Source organism: Nocardia sp. AB354 (assembly GCF_049538315.1).
Lineage (GTDB): Bacteria > Actinomycetota > Actinomycetes > Mycobacteriales > Mycobacteriaceae > Nocardia > Nocardia nova.
On record NZ_JBMVFU010000003.1, the window covers coordinates 221,834 to 237,497 of the forward strand.

Annotated in this window: 14 protein-coding genes and 1 pseudogene; 10 read left to right on the top strand and 5 right to left on the bottom strand. The window is 68.0% G+C overall.

Going from position 1 to position 15,664, the window contains the following annotated elements; genetic code table 11:
* Positions 1–19: 19 nt before the first annotated feature.
* Together ACPCUW_RS05865 and ACPCUW_RS05870 are read right to left on the bottom strand one after the other, a co-directional pair.
* A complete protein-coding gene (locus ACPCUW_RS05865; RefSeq protein WP_423423909.1) occupies positions 20–775 on the bottom strand; it encodes an SDR family NAD(P)-dependent oxidoreductase in 756 nt (251 codons plus the stop codon).
* Between the two features lie 154 nt (positions 776–929).
* Positions 930–2,081 (bottom strand): LLM class flavin-dependent oxidoreductase, encoded by a 1,152-nt coding sequence (locus ACPCUW_RS05870; protein WP_063010949.1) that lies wholly within the window; start codon positions 2,079–2,081, stop codon positions 930–932.
* 174 nt (positions 2,082–2,255) lie between these two features.
* Between ACPCUW_RS05870 and ACPCUW_RS05875 the strand changes: the two genes are divergently transcribed.
* Positions 2,256–2,951 carry a hypothetical protein gene (locus ACPCUW_RS05875; RefSeq protein WP_030516548.1) on the top strand — a complete coding sequence of 232 codons (696 nt, stop codon included), beginning with the start codon at positions 2,256–2,258 and terminating at the stop codon, positions 2,949–2,951.
* A 234-nt stretch (positions 2,952–3,185) separates the two neighbouring features.
* Positions 3,186–3,898: pseudogene (locus ACPCUW_RS05880) on the top strand (hypothetical protein).
* A gap of 100 nt (positions 3,899–3,998) precedes the next feature.
* On the opposite strand, the gene bla reads toward ACPCUW_RS05880, so the two are convergent.
* The gene (gene bla, locus ACPCUW_RS05885; protein ID WP_082976434.1) at positions 3,999–4,949 is read right to left on the bottom strand and encodes a class A beta-lactamase; all 951 of its coding nucleotides are present in this window, start codon (positions 4,947–4,949) and stop codon (positions 3,999–4,001) included.
* A 127-nt stretch (positions 4,950–5,076) separates the two neighbouring features.
* Here bla and ACPCUW_RS05890 point away from each other — a divergent pair, with 127 nt between their 5' ends.
* The 8 genes from ACPCUW_RS05890 (at position 5,077) to ACPCUW_RS05925 (ending at position 14,195) form a co-directional block, all read left to right on the top strand.
* Positions 5,077–5,973 carry a LysR family transcriptional regulator gene (locus tag ACPCUW_RS05890; RefSeq protein WP_423424033.1) on the top strand — a complete coding sequence of 299 codons (897 nt, stop codon included), beginning with the start codon at positions 5,077–5,079 and terminating at the stop codon, positions 5,971–5,973.
* A gap of 2 nt (positions 5,974–5,975) precedes the next feature.
* Positions 5,976–6,884, top strand: a complete 909-nt coding sequence (locus ACPCUW_RS05895) for a serine hydrolase (protein ID WP_423423910.1) — start codon at positions 5,976–5,978, stop codon at positions 6,882–6,884.
* 73 nt (positions 6,885–6,957) lie between these two features.
* Positions 6,958–8,178 (top strand): acyl-CoA dehydrogenase family protein, encoded by a 1,221-nt coding sequence (locus tag ACPCUW_RS05900; RefSeq protein WP_423423911.1) that lies wholly within the window; start codon positions 6,958–6,960, stop codon positions 8,176–8,178.
* A complete protein-coding gene (locus ACPCUW_RS05905; protein ID WP_423423912.1) occupies positions 8,175–9,605 on the top strand; it encodes an LLM class flavin-dependent oxidoreductase in 1,431 nt (476 codons plus the stop codon). The genes ACPCUW_RS05900 and ACPCUW_RS05905 overlap by 4 nt, the downstream gene beginning before the upstream one ends.
* Positions 9,606–9,685: 80 nt before the next feature.
* Complete coding sequence (locus ACPCUW_RS05910; protein WP_423423913.1) at positions 9,686–11,065, top strand: styrene monooxygenase/indole monooxygenase family protein; 1,380 nt, start codon at positions 9,686–9,688, stop codon at positions 11,063–11,065.
* Between the two features lie 212 nt (positions 11,066–11,277).
* Positions 11,278–12,396, top strand: coding sequence for a dimethylsulfone monooxygenase SfnG (gene sfnG, locus ACPCUW_RS05915; RefSeq protein WP_305779575.1), 1,119 nt, complete (start codon positions 11,278–11,280; stop codon positions 12,394–12,396).
* Positions 12,393–13,634 (top strand): SfnB family sulfur acquisition oxidoreductase, encoded by a 1,242-nt coding sequence (locus ACPCUW_RS05920; RefSeq protein WP_423423914.1) that lies wholly within the window; start codon positions 12,393–12,395, stop codon positions 13,632–13,634. The genes sfnG and ACPCUW_RS05920 overlap by 4 nt, the downstream gene beginning before the upstream one ends.
* A gap of 36 nt (positions 13,635–13,670) precedes the next feature.
* On the top strand, positions 13,671–14,195 hold the full coding sequence (locus ACPCUW_RS05925) for a flavin reductase family protein (RefSeq protein WP_423423915.1): 525 nt from the start codon (positions 13,671–13,673) through the stop codon (positions 14,193–14,195).
* On the opposite strand, the gene ACPCUW_RS05930 is transcribed toward ACPCUW_RS05925, so the two are convergent.
* Both ACPCUW_RS05930 and ACPCUW_RS05935 read right to left on the bottom strand, forming a co-directional pair.
* Complete coding sequence (locus tag ACPCUW_RS05930; protein WP_104362418.1) at positions 14,178–14,849, bottom strand: hypothetical protein; 672 nt, start codon at positions 14,847–14,849, stop codon at positions 14,178–14,180. The genes ACPCUW_RS05925 and ACPCUW_RS05930 overlap by 18 nt on opposite strands.
* Before the next feature lie 106 nt (positions 14,850–14,955).
* On the bottom strand, positions 14,956–15,576 hold the full coding sequence (locus tag ACPCUW_RS05935) for a hypothetical protein (RefSeq protein WP_305779572.1): 621 nt from the start codon (positions 15,574–15,576) through the stop codon (positions 14,956–14,958).
* Between the last annotated feature and the right edge of the window lie 88 nt (positions 15,577–15,664).

Sequence of the window (15,664 nt, forward strand, 5' to 3'; positions counted from 1 at the left end):
CGCGCCTGCGGCGATCCGGCTACTGCGCGGTGTAGCCGCCGTCGACCAGGTGGTAGCTCCCGGTGATGAACGTGGCCGCATCGCTGACCAGGAATGCGACCAGCCCCGCGACCTCCTCGGGTGTACCGAGCCTGCCCAGAGCATGTTTCTGTGCCAGGAAAGCCTGTGTTTCCTCGTCGAGGTTGGCGCCGAGCAGCGGAGTGTGGATGAAGCCGGGCCCGACGGCGGTGACCCGCACGCCCTGGGCCGCGTATTCCAGGGCCGCGTTCTGGGTGAGGCCGAGCAGGCCGTGTTTGGCCGTCACGTACGCCGAGGAATTCGCGAATCCCACGCTGCCGAGGATCGACGCCATATTCACGATGGCACCGCCGCCGGCCGCCGCGACCGCCGGAAGCTGTTCGCGCAGTGCGTAGAACACGCCGTCGAGGTTCACCGACAAGACCTTGCGCCAGCCCTCCAGCGAATAGTCGCCGATCAGCGCGCTCTCCCCGCTGATACCGGCATTGTTGACCGCGATCCGCAGCGGTCCGAGTTCAGCGGCCGCCGCGACGCTGCGCTGGACGGTCTCCGGATCGGAGGCGTCGCCGGCGAAGGCCGCCGCCTGTCCGCCCGCCCCGCGAATTTCCTCGACCACCGTATGCGCGTTGTCCTCGTCGAGATCGAACACCAGGACCGCGGCGCCGCTGCGCGCGAGTTCGTGCGCGACCGCACGTCCGATCCCGGAACCGCCGCCACTGACTATTGCCGCACGGTTGCTTACGTCATAAACGGCCATGATCGACACCCTCTCCGAGACATCGGTTAGCTCATGTACGGGGTCCTGATCGCTCGACGCCGAGTGTAGCTACGAGTTAGCGGCTATGGGGCAGGTGGTGCCGAATCGGTGCTGTCCGCACCGCGGCCGTGCGTACGCCGGACTGCGCGCCCGGTCAGCTGCTGCTCGCCGCCGCGGTGGCGAAAGGCGTTGTGGTGACGCGGGTTTCGCGATGGGCGGGCGGCTGCCACAGTCCGCGACGCTGCAGGATCGGCAGGACTCCCTCACCGAACCAGTACGCCTCCTCCACATGCGGATAACCGGAGAGAATGAACTGCGTGATGCCGAGGCGGGAGTATTCGATCAGCCGCTCGGCCACCTCTTCGTGCGAGCCGACCAGCGCCGTTCCCGCGCCGCCGCGCACCAGTCCGACACCCGCCCACAGGTTGGGCGCGATCTCGAGCCGATCGGTGTTGCCGCCGTGCAGTTCCAGCATGCGCCGCTGGCCCTCGGATTCGCTCTGCGCCAGATTCGCCTGCACCCGTTCGATATCCGCCGGATCGACCGCCGACAGCAACCGGTCCGCTTCGGCCCAGGCCTGTTCGGAAGTGTCGCGGGAGATGACGTGGATGCGCAGGCCGTAGTCGAGAATCCGCCCCTGATCGACCGCGAGGCGGCGGATCCACTCCAGCTTCTTGCTCACCGCGAACAGCGGCTCGCCCCAGGTGAGATACGTGTCGGCATAGCGGGCGGCCACGGGTCCGGCGGCGGCCGAGGAGCCACCGAAGAACACCGGCGGAATCGGATCGGGCCGATTGTTCAGTTGCGCGTTGCGCACCTGCAGGTGCTTGCCCTCGAACGTCACCGGAGCACCGGACGCCCACAGCTCCCGCACGATGTGCAGGAATTCGCCGGTGCGCTCGTACCGCTGTTCCTTGTCCAGGAAGTCGCCGTAGGCCTGCTGTTCGTGCGGTTCACCGCCGGTCACGACGTTGAGGAGCAGACGTCCCCGCGAATGCCGCTGGAATGTTCCGGCCATCTGCGCGGCGAGCGTGGGACTCACTACCCCGGGGCGGAACGCGACCAGGAATTTGAGGGTTTCGGTGGTCTCCACCAGCATCGCCGTCGTCAGCCAGGCGTCCTCACACCATGCCCCCGTCGGCGTCAGCACCGCCTCGAAACCGTTCTCCTCCGCGGCACCCGCGATCTGATTCAGATAGCGCAGCGACGCCGGACGGTCGCCCGACATCGAGGTGCCGTGGCCGCCCGCGACCAGATTGCGGGAATCGCCATAGGTGGGAAGAAACCAGTGGAACGAAAGGCTCATTTCGGACATGATGGCCGACGACCGGAAGCGAGTCACCGGTTGTAATCGGGCTGGTTCTTAATCTGGCCCATCCGCATCGAACGCCCGCAAACTCCACCGATGCCGTGTGTCTGTGCCGGACACGGCAACCTGTGCTGCCGCGTGCCGGCAGTCGGAAAGTCGAGGAATCAAGCAGTGAAGATGAGGAAATTCGCCGTGCTCACGGCGCTGGTCGCGACGACGTTGGGTGCGCTGGCGGGGACGGTTCAGGCCGCTCCGGCCGCCGACGACGGTGTGGTGAACTACCAGGCGAGGTCCACCGAGAACGCGGCCGTCATTTCGACCGACGCCGGGTCGATGGATGTCGAGGACGGCGTATTCAAGATCAAGGCCGCCGATGGGACCACCGTCGCCGGAACGCAATTGACGTTCCGGGTCGACGATTTCGAGTTCCCGATCGCCGCCGATATCTCCGGTCGTACCGCGACGCTGACTCCGCAGTTCGATCTGCAGCATGCGGTCTACAAGCCGGTCGCGCTCCCGTTCGAGGACAGCGCGCCGTGGAAGACCCCGTATGAGCGCGAGGTCGCCGCCTTCACTCGTCTCAAGGACACCATCGCTACCGGCGCTGCCATCGGCACCGCGGCCGGTGGTATCGGCGGCGCGGTCATCGGCTGCATCGCCGGCGCTGCCCTCGGTGTCGTCGCCACCGGCGCGCTGGCCACCCTGTTCGGCCTCGGCCCGCTCGGCGGCTGTGTCGCCGGTGCCGCCGCCGTCGGCTTCCTGGGCGTGCTCGCCGGCCAGATCTTCGTGACCGCTCCGGTCGCCATCGCCGCCGTGATCCAGTACTTCTCCACCATCAACGAGCCGTTCAAGGCCCCGGCCAAATGAAGCGGTTACCGGCCCCACCCCTGAGCCGGTAATTATTTCAGCGGTCGAATTGAAGGACCCCCGCACTTTCGAGTGCGGGGGTTCTTTTTTAATTTGTGAGATTCGATTTATTTTTCCCTGTGGAGCTATTCGAATCGACCTGGTTATTAACCTCGTCGCTTTTTCGCATTCACCACAAACTGGATAAAGCCGATCCGGCCGAATGCAGTGAGTGATGAGGGAAAAATAGTGAAGATGAGGAATTTTGCCGTGGTCGCGGCCACGGTGGCCGCCGCCGTCGGCGTGACGGCCGGCACCGTGAATGCCGCGCCCGACACGCCCGACGAAGGTATCGTCAATTATCAGGCATCGACGAACGAGAAGTCGACGATCATATCCACCGACGCCGGTTCACTGGATGTGGAAATGGTGTCTTCAAGATCAAGGCCGCCAATGGGACGACTCTGGCCGGAACGCAATTGACGTTCCGGGTCGACGATTTCGAATTCCCGATCGCCGCCGATATCGCCGGTCGCACCGCCACCCTGACTCCGCACTTCGATCTGCAGCACGCGGTCTACAAGCCGGTCGCGCTCCCGTTCGAGGACCAGGCGCCGTGGAAGACGCCCTATGACCGGGAAGTAGCGGCGTGGACCCGCCTGACCAGCACCATCACCGCGGGCGCCACGATCGGCACGCTGGTCGGTGGCATCACCGGCGGAGCCGTGGGCTGCTTGCTCGGCGGTATCGCGGGTGCGACCGTCGCCGCGGCCGCGATCGTCGGACTGTTCGGCGCCTTCCTGCCGGCGGCCGTGATCGGCTGCTTCGGCGGCATCATCGCGGTCGGTGCGCTGGGCACGCTGGCGGGCCAGTTGCTGGTCACCGCACCGGTGGCGATCCTGGCCGTCGCCCAGTACTTCACCACCGTCAATGCGCCGTTCAACCCTGCTCCGGCTCCGGCCAAGTAGGGCAGAGCGGTATCCCGCCGGGTACCCCGGGTCGATCGGCACCGACCCGGGGTGCTCGGTTCTCGCGAAACACCCTGTAGTACAGGGTTTTTCGGCACAATCAGCGTGGAACAGGGGTGCCGTCCAAGGTGGCGATCGCGATCGTGGCGGCACGGGCGATCGTCGCATTGTCGTATTCGGCGTCCGGCCGGTCGCGGGTGGACAGGATCGTCAGCACGATCGGCGCACGTCCCGGCGGCCACGCCACGGCGATGTCGTTGCGCGTTCCGTAGCTGCCCGCGCCGGTCTTGTCGCCGACCTGCCAGCCCGCCGGCACCCCGGCCCGGATCAGCGCACCGCCGGTGGTGTTGGCCCGCAGCAGTCCGGTGAGCACGTCACGATCATCGGCGGCGACCGCCGGGTCGAGCACGTAGTGCCGCAGATCGGCGGCCAGCGCGCGCGGCGTACTGGTGTCGCGCTCGTCGCCGGGCAGGGCCTCGTTCAGCGTGGTCTCGGTGCGGTCCATCCGCGTGGTGGTATCGCCGATGGCGCGCAGCCGCTGCTGCAACCCCTGCGGGCCGCCGAGTTCTGCGAACATCAGATTGCCGGCGGTGTTGTCGCTGAACCGCACCGCGGCGTCCATGATCTCGCGCAGAGTCAGACCCTGGTCGACATGTTGTTCGGTGACCGGGGAATTGGGCAACAGATCGGCCCGGGTGTAGGTGATGCGACGGTCGAGTTCGGCGGGTGGGAGGGTGCTCAGCAGCGCTCCCGCGGCCAGCGCCTTGAACGTCGAGCAGTACGGAAACCGCTCGTCCGAGCGGTATTCCACGACCCGTCCGGTGCCGGTGTCGAGCGCGTATACGCCGAGCCGGCCGTGCAGGCGAGCCTCCAGATCGTGGAATTCGGCCAGCGATTCGGCGGCGAGCGGAACCGTCGATGTGGGCGCCGCGGTCGATACGGGCGCGCTCGATACGGGCGCGGCGCTTCGATCGGCACCGCAGGCGCTCAGCGGGATGAGCGTGGCAGCGGCCGCGACCAGCACGGCCGAGCGGGTGAAGCGAGGGGGCATCATATGCGTTCCTTGTGGATGGATGGCTGTGAGCGCTCGCAGCAAGAGTGGCAGCCCTCGCGCATGCTGTCCAAGACACCTGTGGCGGTATCCATGCTGTTTCGGCATAGACTGCGCGATCGTGGACATGGTCGCCGCCTGCAAGGCGTTCGTCGCGGTGAGCGGGCTCGGTAGCTTCACCGCGGGTGCGGCCGCCGCGCAGATCCCGCAGTCGGTCGCGAGTCGCCGGATCGCGGCGCTGGAACGGCACTTCGGCGCGCGATTGCTCGAACGAACCTCGCGCACGGCCACATTGACCTCGTTCGGCCGCGATATGTTGCCGTCGGCGCGGCGGCTGGTCGAGGCCGCCGAGGCTCTGGCCGAACATGCCGAGCGGGCCCGGCAACGCCCGTTCCGGTTGGCGCTGCCCGCCACCTGCGGGCCGGTGCCGCTGGCCGCGCTGGTCGCCGAATGCCGCGCAGCGCAACTTCGGCTCGAACCGGAGCCGGCCGATCCGGCGCGGCGCGCGGAACTCACCCGCACCCACGAGGTGCGTGCCGCGATCCTGGCTGTCCCCGCCGATCGCGGTGTCTGGCGCGTACCGCTGGGCCTGGCCGACACCACCGGCCCGCACAGCGCGCCGATCTTTCTGGAAACCCTTCGCGTACTGCGCCTTTCGGGACGACAACGTCGGCGCGGCGTATGGATACAGCCGGAGGACGATGTGCCGCACATCCGCGATCGGATCACCCGGCTGCGCGATTCGCTCGGTTTGCGCCCGGCTCAGGTGGAGGTCGCGCCGTCGCTGGTCACCGCGGTCGCCGAGGTACTCGACGGGACCGATCTGCTGTTGTGCTCGCCCACCCAGGCCGCCGAACTGGGCCTGCACTGGCGGCCGATCGGGGAGGTGGAGCTCGCCCGGGGCTACGACATCGCGGCCGGATCGCGCGAGGACGCGGAACGCGTGCGCGCCCTGGGCGCCGAACCGATCGGCCGCTGTCTCGGCGTGCCGGACAACGACGTCGCACGTGACGAGCGGAGCTGAACATGGGCGTTTCGACCGCACTGCGCCGCGCGCGCACGGAACTCCACGACGCCGGACTGGACGGTTCGATCCTGGTGCGCGATCTCGACACCGGCGACGAGCTGGGCCTCGACGCCGAACTGGAATTGCCGATCGCTTCGCTGGTGAAGGTGCCGCTCGTACTGGCGACGATGGAACGGGTGATCCGCGGCGAGATCGATCCGGCGGCTCCGATCCGCGTGCTGCCCGGCCGCAGCACGGTGGCCGGCCCGACCGGGTTGAGCAGATTTCGCCATCCGGCCACGGTCGCGGTCGAGGACCTGATGTATCTGAGCATCGCGATCAGCGACGGCGGGGCCACCGACGCCCTGTTCGAGCTGACTCCGCCCGCCGCGGTGACCGCCGAACTGCGCCGCTTGGGCCACGAGGGCATCGCGGTGCGGCATCTGGCCGACGATCTGGTGCGGACCCCGGCCGAGCAGTTCGCCCCGGCCGACGGTCATCTCGCCCATGCCCTGGCCATCGAGGCCGCCACGGCCGGACGCGGACATCCGGTCACGCAACTCGACATCAGCCATGCCAACACCGGCACCGCACGAGCGTTCGTCGATCTGCTCGCCGAAGTGTGGCGGCCGGTGCGGGCCCACCGCGACGCGGCCGCGAGAGTGCGAGAGTTCCTGTCGGGCAACCTGTTACGTCAACGCCTCGCCCCCGATTTCAGCTCCGACGCCACCCGCTGGTCGTCGAAGACCGGCACGCTGCTGAATCTGCGGCACGAGGCGGGCGTAGCCGAACACGCCGACGGGCAAACCCTGGCCGTCGCCGTGCTGACCCGATCGCGGGTACCCGCCGTGGTGCAGCCCGGCGCGGAGGCCGCGATGGCCACCGCCGCGCGGATCCTCCACGACGAACTGCGGATGCGCCCCTCCTGAGCACGTGACGGATAGTTATGTTCCCGCTGCGTGTAACGGGTGAGCGAATCGCGTTGCCGGGTCATCGTCGGGTATGGCCTCCACAGCACCGCAGCAGATCTCCGATCGCGACCTCGACGACATCTTCGGCCCCGTATTCGACCGCATCGCCGCCGGGGCGGTGGCGCGCGAGATCGATCGCCGCTTGGCCTACGAGGAGGTCGACTGGCTGCGGCAAGCTGGATTCGGGGCGCTCCGGGTGCCGGCCGAATACGGCGGCTTCGGCGTCAGCGTGCGACAGCTGTTCCGGCTGCTGATCGATCTCGCCGCCGCGGAATCCAATCTGCCGCAGGCACTTCGGGTGCACTTCTCGTTCGTCGAGGATCAGCTGCTGGCCGAGCACGGTCCCGCGCGCGAGCACTGGCTGCGCGCGGCCGGCGCCGGTGTGCTGGTCGGTAACGCCATCACCGAACCGGGCGTCGGCGCGGTAGACCGCTACCGCACCCGGCTGACTCGTGGCACCGACAACGACTGGCTGCTGAACGGCACCAAGTACTACAGCACCGGTTCGCTGTACGCCGACCATATTCTGGTGGCGGCAGACCGTGACGGGGAACGGGTGTCGGTGCTGGTCGACGCGAATGCCGACGGTGTGCGCCAGAGCGACGACTGGGACGGTTTCGGGCAGCGGCTGACCGCCAGCGGCACAACGGAATTCAACGATGTGCGGATCCCCGAAGAGCGGGTGCTCGGCCCGGGTTACGGCGCGCCCGGCCGTACCTACGCCACCTCGTACCTTCAGTTGGTGCAGTTGGCGGTGCTGGCCGGTATCGCCCAGCGGGCGGAATCCGACGTTCGGGCCTGGGTCGCCGACCGCACCCGCAGCTACACCCATTCGGTCGCCGATCTACCCCGCCACGACCCGCTGGTACAGCAGGTGATCGGGAAGCTGTCGGCCGCGGCGTTCGGAGCGCGGGCCAGTGTGCTGGCCGTGGCCGACCTGCTGGACGGCGTGCTGGCAGCCGGAGCGCAGGACGAAGCCGCGCTGGACGCGGTCGAATTGGCCTCGGCCCAGGCGCAACTCGGTGTGATCGACACCGTCCTGACCGCCACCACCCAGCTGTTCGAGGTCGGTGGCGCCTCGATCACCTCCGAAGATCTGCGGCTGGACCGGCATTGGCGCAACGCCCGCACCATCTCGGTGCACAATCCCGCGGTTCAGAAGGCGCGAGCCATCGGTGACCACCTGCTCAACGGATCCGAACTCCCGTACGCGTGGAGCGCGGGCAGCCGCGAGGGTCAGGTGCGGCGATGACCCGGCGCATCCGTTTCAACGCCTTCGACATGAACTGTGTGGCGCACCAGTCCCCGGGGCTGTGGCGCCACCCCGAGGACCAGTCGCATCGCTACAAGGACCTGAGCTACTGGACCGAATTGGCGAAACTGCTGGAACGCGGCCGTTTCGACGGTATCTTCATCGCCGACGTGCTGGGTATCTACGACGTGTACGGCGGTAACGACATCGCCGCGTTGCGGCAGGGCGCGCAGGTACCGGTCGCCGATCCGCTGCTGCTGGTCTCGGCGATGGCGGCGGTGACCGAGAATCTGGGGTTCGGCATCACGACCGGCACCGGGTTCGAGCATCCCTTCCCGTTCGCCCGGCGGCTGTCGACCCTGGACCATCTGACCAACGGCCGGTTGGGCTGGAACGTGGTCACCGGATATCTGCCGTCGGCCGCCGCCAATATGGGTGAGTCCGAGCACCTCGACCACGACGAACGCTACAACCACGCCGACGAATATCTCGAGGTGCTGTACAAGCTCTGGGAAGGTTCCTGGGAGGACGACGCGGTCGTGCGCGACCGGGCGCAGGGCATCTACGTCGATCCGGCGAAGGTGCATCACATCGGGCACGCCGGAAAGCACTTCACGGTGCCGGGTATCCACCTGTCGGAGCCCTCGCCGCAGCGGACCCCGGTGATCTACCAGGCGGGCGCCTCACCCCGCGGCGTGGCCTTCGCCGCCGAGAACGCCGAGGCGATCTTCGTCGCCGCGCCGTCGAAACGAGTTCTGGCACAGACGGTTACCCGTATCCGCGATGCGCTGGAGGCGGCCGGTCGCGACCGCTGTGCCGCCCGGGTCTACGCGCTCGCCACCATCATCACCGACGCCACCGACGAAGCGGCGCAACACAAATACGACGAATACCGCTCGTACGCGAGCGTCGAGGGCGGCCTGGTGTTCATGTCGGGCTGGATGGGCATCGACCTGTCCCGGTACGACCTCGACGACCCGATCGGCGAGGTGAACAGCAACGCGATCCTGTCCGCCGTGGCCGCGTTCCAGGAATTCGACGACGACGGCCGGGAATGGACCGTGCGGGATATCGCGGCCTGGGCCGGCATCGGCGGAATGGGGCCCGTATTCGTCGGATCGGGTACGTCGGTGGCGGACCGGCTCCAGGAATGGGTCGACGAGACCGATATCGACGGCTACAACCTGGCCTACGCGATCACCCCGGGAACATTCGAAGATATTGTGCGACACGTGATTCCGGTGCTCACCGAGCGCGGCGCCTATCCGCGGGAGTATGTCCCGGGCACCCTGCGCAACGCGCTGTTCGGCGTGGGCGACCGGTTGCCGGCCGACCATCGCGGCGCCCGCTACCGGCTCGGCGGGCCGGGTTCGACGGCGCTGCCGGACGAACAGGTGCGACCGCAGGCGGGCATCACGGCGACGTGACCGATCGGCGGTGCGGGTACATCGATTCCCGGTGATTGCAACTGTCAACGAAAGCGGCTGGCAAGCGCAGTATTTCGGCTATGACGAACCAGAATTCGAAACGCACCGCCGCCATCGTCGGCGCCGGCATCGCCGGTGTCACCGCCGCTCTCGGACTGCAACAAGCCGGGTTCGACGTCACGATCCACAGCGATCGCGACCAACGCGGTCTGCGTGACGACATCCCCGCCACCGGAACCGCGCTCATCTTCGGTGAGGCCCAGGCCGCCGAAACCGCCCTCGGACTCGACACCTACGTGAATCGGGCCCCGCAGCACACCGGACTCAGCGTGCGCATCGCGGGTCCCGGGCCGGAACGGCCCGAATTGATCGGATTCGACGGCGATTTCGACGGGTTCGTCGGCATCGCGGTCGACACCCGGCTCGAGGTCGACGAGCGACTGACAGCGTTCGTCGAGGCCGGTGGTCGCTTCGTGGTCGAGAAGGTGACCCCCGAGAGCCTGGACGCCATCGCCGCCGCGAACGATCTGGTACTGGTCGCGACCGGCAAGGCGGGTTTGGCGGAGCTGTTCCCGATCGACACCGAACGGACCGTCTACGACGCGCCGCAGCGCAGTCTGCTCACCGTCACCGTGACCGGATTGGGGTACGACCCCGAGGTTTTCGCGCACCGCAGCACGTCCGGCGGGCAGCACAGCGGATTCTCCATCTTCGCCGAGCAGGGCGAGGCGTGGTGGGGTCCGTATCTGCACAAGGACGCCGGGCCGAGCTGGGTCTTCCTCGGCTGGGCGCGGCCGGGCAGTGAATGGGAGAGCCGGTTCGCCGCCGCGGATTCCGCTGAGTCGGCGCATCGCATCGTGACCGAGCTCTACCGCGACTACATCGACTGGGATCTGCCGGAGGTGCTGGCCACCAAGGTGATCGCCGAGGACCCGCACTCCTGGCTGAAGGGCGCGGTGCGGCCGGTGGTTCGGCACGGTGTCGGCCGCACGGCGGGCGGGCACGTCGTGGCGGCGCTCGGGGACACCGCGGTCGCCTACGACCCGATCGCCGGCCAGGGCGCGCAGAGCGGACTCATTCAGGCGCAGCGGCTCGTCGCGGCCGCCTCCGCGCACGAGGGCCCCTTCGACGCCGAGTGGATCGAGGAGCAGTACACCGCGTTCCTGCTGGCCCGCTCCGATGCCGCCGCCAAGGTGACCCGCCTGTTCCTCGGCGATCCGGAGCTGGCCGAGATCGGCAACCGGTTCTTCGCCGCCGCGGCCGTCGACCAGCGCGTCGCCTCGGTGCTGGTGAGCACGCTGCACAAGCCACAACCCCTGCTGCAGATCAACTCGCTCGCCGACGCCGACGCGCTGCTCGAGCAGATCACCGGTGAGGGCGCCGACGAGCTGGTGGCGCGATTCCAGCCGGCGGGCCGGTTCGAACGCTCGCGGTACGGCTCGGCGGTCGCTCCGGCGTAACGGCGGGAAGTTGATCGGAGCGCAGCGGCTGATCCGATCCTGAGGATTCAAACCCTCGTCCGGGTGGTTCGGCGGTGTTGAAGTGGAGGTGCGCCGGGTGCACGGTTGCCGCACTCGGCGCACTGACCACGGTTGTACCGACCACGGTTCGCGCACGAACATCCCGGCCGTCGGCGCGACCGGGTGCGGATGTCCCCATCACAGGAGTGTCGATGACCACCGAGAAGATCGCCGAGCAGACCCGGTTCGCCTACTGGGTGCCAAACGTCAGCGGCGGGCTGGTGACCAGCACGATCGATCAGCGCACCGGCTGGGATTTCGAATACAACAAGAAGCTGGCGCGCACGGCCGAGAACAACGGCTTCGACTACGCCCTCTCGCAGGTGCGCTACACCGCCTCCTACGGCGCGGAATACCAGCACGAGTCGACGTCGTTCAGCCTCGCGCTGCTGGGCGCCACCGAGCGGCTGAAGGTGATCGCGGCCGTGCACCCCGGGCTGTGGCATCCGGCGGTACTGGCGAAATTCGGGGTCACCGCCGACCATCTGTCCGGCGGACGCTTCGCGATCAACGTCGTATCCGGTTGGTTCGGCGGGGAGTTCACCGCGCTCGGGGAGCCGTGGCTCGAGCACGACGAGCGGTACCGGCGCAGCGCAGAATTCCTCGAGGTCATCCGCAAGCTGTGGACCGAGGACGAGGTGAACTACGCCGGCGACTTCTACCGGATCCGCGACCTGACACTGAAGCCCAAGCCGCTCAACACGGCGGAGCGGCCGAATCCCGAGCTCTTCCAGGGCGGTAACTCGACGGCCGCGCGACGCAACGGCGGCCGCTACGCCGACTGGTACTTCTCCAACGGCAAGGATTTCGACGGCGTCACCGAACAGATCGAGGATGTCCGGGCGGTCGCGCGCGAGCACAACCGTGAGGTCAAGTTCGGCCTGAACGGGTTCATCATCGCGCGTGACACCGAAACCGAGGCCCGCGACACCCTGCGCGAGATCATCGAGAAGGCCAACCGGCCCGCCGTGGAGGGTTTCCGCGACGCGGTGCAGCAGGCCGGCGCTTCCACTCGCGACCGCAAGGGTATGTGGGCCGATTCCACCTACGAAGATCTGGTCCAGTACAACGACGGCTTCCGCACCCAGCTGATCGGCACTCCCGAGCAGATCGCCGAGCGGATCGTCGCCTACCGCGACCTGGGGGTCGACCTCATCCTCGCGGGCTTCCTGCACTTCCAGGAGGAGATCGAGTACTTCGGCGCGAAGGTGCTGCCGCTGGTCCGGGAGCTGGAGGCCCAGCGCGAACCCGAATTGGCGGCGAGTCGATGACTGCCGTCGCCGCCGCGCGGATCACCTCCGCCGCCGAGGCTCACGAGACGGCGGCACGTCTGGCCGCGCAATTCGCGGTCGATGCGGCCCGGCGCGACAGCGCCCGCGAGTTGCCGCAGCGGGAACTGGACCAGCTCTCGGCCAGTGGGCTGCTGGCCGTCACCGTGCCGGCCGAATTCGGTGGTGCGGATCTGGCACCCGCTCAGGTGGCGGAGGTGTTCCGGCTGCTGGCGGCGGCGGACCCGAATATCGCGCAAATTCCGCACAGCCATTTCGTCTATCTGAATCTGTTGCGACTGGCCGGAACTCGCGCTCAGCGGGAACGCTATTTCGGACGGGTGCTCGCCGGCGCGCGGATAGCGAACGCGCAATCCGAGCGCAGCAGCGCGACCATCGCCGAAATCGGCACCACACTGCGTCCCGTCGACGGCGGATTGAGAATCGACGGAACCAAATTCTATTGTACGGGTTCGCTTTTCGCGGATCTGCTGGCCGTTCTGACCCGTCTGGACGATCCCGACGGGCGCAGCGGCCTGGACCCCGGCGAATACATCGCCTTCCTGCCCGCCGATACCGCGGGTGTGACGATCGTCGACGACTGGAACGGCATCGGCCAGCGCACGACGGGTAGCGGGACCGTGACACTCGAGGCGGTGCGGGTCACGGGTGACCAGCTGATCCCGCGGGCGGCGGCGGTGCGTGCCCCCACCGGTTACGGAGCCTTCGCGCAGTTGCTGCACGTCGCGATCGATGTGGGCATCGCCCGCGGCGCGCTGGACGCGGCTGCGGAGTTCGTGCGCACCGAGAGCCGCCCGTGGTTCGAGGCCGGGGTCGATCGGGCGAGTGAGGATCCGCTGGTGATCCAGCGCATCGGCGAGTTGGCGGTCACCGTGGCCGCCGCCGAGGCGACCTTCGAGGTGGCCGGGCGGGCCGTGGATCATGTTGTCGCACAGACGAACAGCGGCGAACTCGACACCGAGAAGGCCACCGCGCTCGCGGCGGAGGCGTCGATCGCGGCCGCCACCGCCAAGATCACCTCCGACCGCGCCGCGAACGAGGTGTCGGCCGCACTGTTCGAGGTGAGCGGAACCCGCAGTGCCGCAGCTGATCTGGGCTTGGACCGGTTCTGGCGCAACGCCCGCACGCATACGCTGCACGATCCGGTGCGGTGGAAGTACCAGCACATCGGGCGCGCGGTGCTCAACGGCACCGCACCCCCGTTGCACGGCGTCATCTGAACCGACGTCCGCGAGTGAGTCGAGAAGTGGGTAACCATGTCTGATCTGAGCGAAATACCCTCCGACAGTGCGGGTTTGCGTCGCGCCTTCGCGCATTTCCCGAGCGGTGTGGTCGCGGTCTGCGCGGAATTCGACGGTGTTCCGGCCGGTTTGGTGGTGAGCACCTTCGTGCCCGTATCCCTGGATCCGCCGCTGGTGTCGTTCTGCGTGCAGGACAGCTCGACCACCTGGCCGAAACTGGTCGGCGTCCAGCGATTGGGTCTGAGTCTGCTCAGCGCCCACCAGGACGAGGCAGCGCAGCGAATGAGCAGCCGCAACGGTGACCGGTTCGGCGATGTCGAAGTGCATCGGGGAGCGGGCGGTTCTTTGTTCGTCGGCGGCGCGGCGGCCTGGCTGGAGGGCACGGTGCACACTCAGGTGTCGGCCGGCGACCATCAGGTCGTCCTGGTGCGGATCACCCGCCTGGCGACGCGCTCACAGCACGAACCGCTGGTCTTTCACGGCAGCCGATTCCGCCGCCTGCATCCCGGCGCAGATCCGGCCTCAGCCGAGGTCGCGTAACCCGTCCGGTCCCGGCCGCGAGGGCCGGAAACAGAGCCGCCGCCGCGGTCCGGGATCGGGAGCGGTGTGATCGAGCACCGCGGAGGCGAGCCCGCGCGCTCGCATGCCGGCGCGGTCCATGTCCTGGCTCAGCGCGTCCAGATGAATCAGCGTGTGCCGCAGCAGAATCGGGCCGATATCGGCCGGTTCGACGCAGGCGTCGTGATAGGCCCGCACCGCCCGCGGATCCTCGGTGAGCGCGGCGATGCCGCCCAGCCGCACCCGTTGCGTCAATCCGGTCCAGACCCGCTCGTCCTCGGCGTTGCGCAGATCCCGCCAGCCCCCGCGGTAATCCAGATCGCGGATGATCGCATCGGCGGGTTTGCCGGTCCTGGTCTCACCGACGACCGCCCAGAGCGCCAGCAGCCAACTCAGGGCCCAGAGAACGGTGTCCGGCTCGCGGCGGTACAGCGTGTGCAGATCCGACCACGCCTCGTACTGGGTGAGCAGATTGGCCCAGTCGAAGACCAGCGTCTCGACCTCGCGCAGCAGTGGAGCGGGCAGGTCCTCGTCCGAGGGGCGCACGATCTCGACCGCGCGGCCGGAAACCGCATCGCGCAGTTCGACCATGTCGGTCTCGGCTGTCGCGACCCATCTATACGGTTCCCCGGCCATCCTTCGGATTGAGCCACGAATTCGCCGGGGGTGCAAGCAGAACGCCCGTGATGTCCGAAACCGGTGTCGCGGCGCGGCGCGGTCCGCCCCGCGACACCGGCCCGGATCAGGGCTGTCCGCTCACGACCGCGTTGACGGCGTCCAGGAACGGCTGACCGCCCATCGCATATCCGCCCGCGATGGCGCCGACCACCATGCCGATCGGCCCGGTGATGATGCTGAAGAAGCCCATCCCGAGGACGGCGCCGATCAGGCCGCCGATCACACCACCGGCCACCAGGCCGACGACGTTCTGATTGATTTCGTTGGTCAGCCGCGCCATCGAATTGATCGGCTGCATCTCGCCGATCTCGGTGGCGGTGGCCTTGGGCTCGAGCACGACCTTGTGCCCGTCGTCGCTGATGTGTTGCGCGACATGGACCGTGCTGCCGGCCATCCGGTACGTCAGCGGCACCGTGACGAGGTCGGTGCCGTTGTCGGACTTCAGGGCGACAGCGGTCGCGTCCTTGTCGACCTCGAACCGCCCGTGCTCGACGACGGTGGTCAGAACCCGCGAAAAGTCGCTGAGTACAGCGTGATAGGTGACTCCGCGGTCGGTTCCGGAGGTGGTGATCTCTTTGGCGGCGGCCGGTGGTGCGGCCGGGGGACTGGCGTTCACGGTTCCCGCGGTGATCCCGACCGTGGCCACCGCCAGGATCGAGGTTGCGGCGAACGTGCCGAACTTCATTCAGGATTCCTTCTCACGAGACTTCCGGCCGAACGGTCCGGACGAAAGCTGACAATAACGCGTCGAACGCTAATTGCCAGACTTGGTA

Excerpts from the sequence above, each read along its gene's own strand:
- ACPCUW_RS05865 (WP_423423909.1), bottom strand. The coding sequence starts at position 775 with ATGGCCGTTTATGACGTAAGCAACCGTGCGGCAATAGTCAGTGGCGGC.
- ACPCUW_RS05870 (WP_063010949.1), bottom strand. The coding sequence starts at position 2,081 with ATGAGCCTTTCGTTCCACTGGTTTCTTCCCACCTATGGCGATTCCCGC.
- bla (WP_082976434.1), bottom strand. The coding sequence starts at position 4,949 with ATGCCCCCTCGCTTCACCCGCTCGGCCGTGCTGGTCGCGGCCGCTGCC.
- ACPCUW_RS05890 (WP_423424033.1), top strand. The coding sequence starts at position 5,077 with ATGGTCGCCGCCTGCAAGGCGTTCGTCGCGGTGAGCGGGCTCGGTAGC.
- ACPCUW_RS05895 (WP_423423910.1), top strand. The coding sequence starts at position 5,976 with ATGGGCGTTTCGACCGCACTGCGCCGCGCGCGCACGGAACTCCACGAC.
- ACPCUW_RS05900 (WP_423423911.1), top strand. The coding sequence starts at position 6,958 with ATGGCCTCCACAGCACCGCAGCAGATCTCCGATCGCGACCTCGACGAC.
- ACPCUW_RS05905 (WP_423423912.1), top strand. The coding sequence starts at position 8,175 with ATGACCCGGCGCATCCGTTTCAACGCCTTCGACATGAACTGTGTGGCG.
- ACPCUW_RS05910 (WP_423423913.1), top strand. The coding sequence starts at position 9,686 with ATGACGAACCAGAATTCGAAACGCACCGCCGCCATCGTCGGCGCCGGC.
- sfnG (WP_305779575.1), top strand. The coding sequence starts at position 11,278 with ATGACCACCGAGAAGATCGCCGAGCAGACCCGGTTCGCCTACTGGGTG.
- ACPCUW_RS05920 (WP_423423914.1), top strand. The coding sequence starts at position 12,393 with ATGACTGCCGTCGCCGCCGCGCGGATCACCTCCGCCGCCGAGGCTCAC.
- ACPCUW_RS05925 (WP_423423915.1), top strand. The coding sequence starts at position 13,671 with ATGTCTGATCTGAGCGAAATACCCTCCGACAGTGCGGGTTTGCGTCGC.
- ACPCUW_RS05930 (WP_104362418.1), bottom strand. The coding sequence starts at position 14,849 with ATGGCCGGGGAACCGTATAGATGGGTCGCGACAGCCGAGACCGACATG.
- ACPCUW_RS05935 (WP_305779572.1), bottom strand. The coding sequence starts at position 15,576 with ATGAAGTTCGGCACGTTCGCCGCAACCTCGATCCTGGCGGTGGCCACG.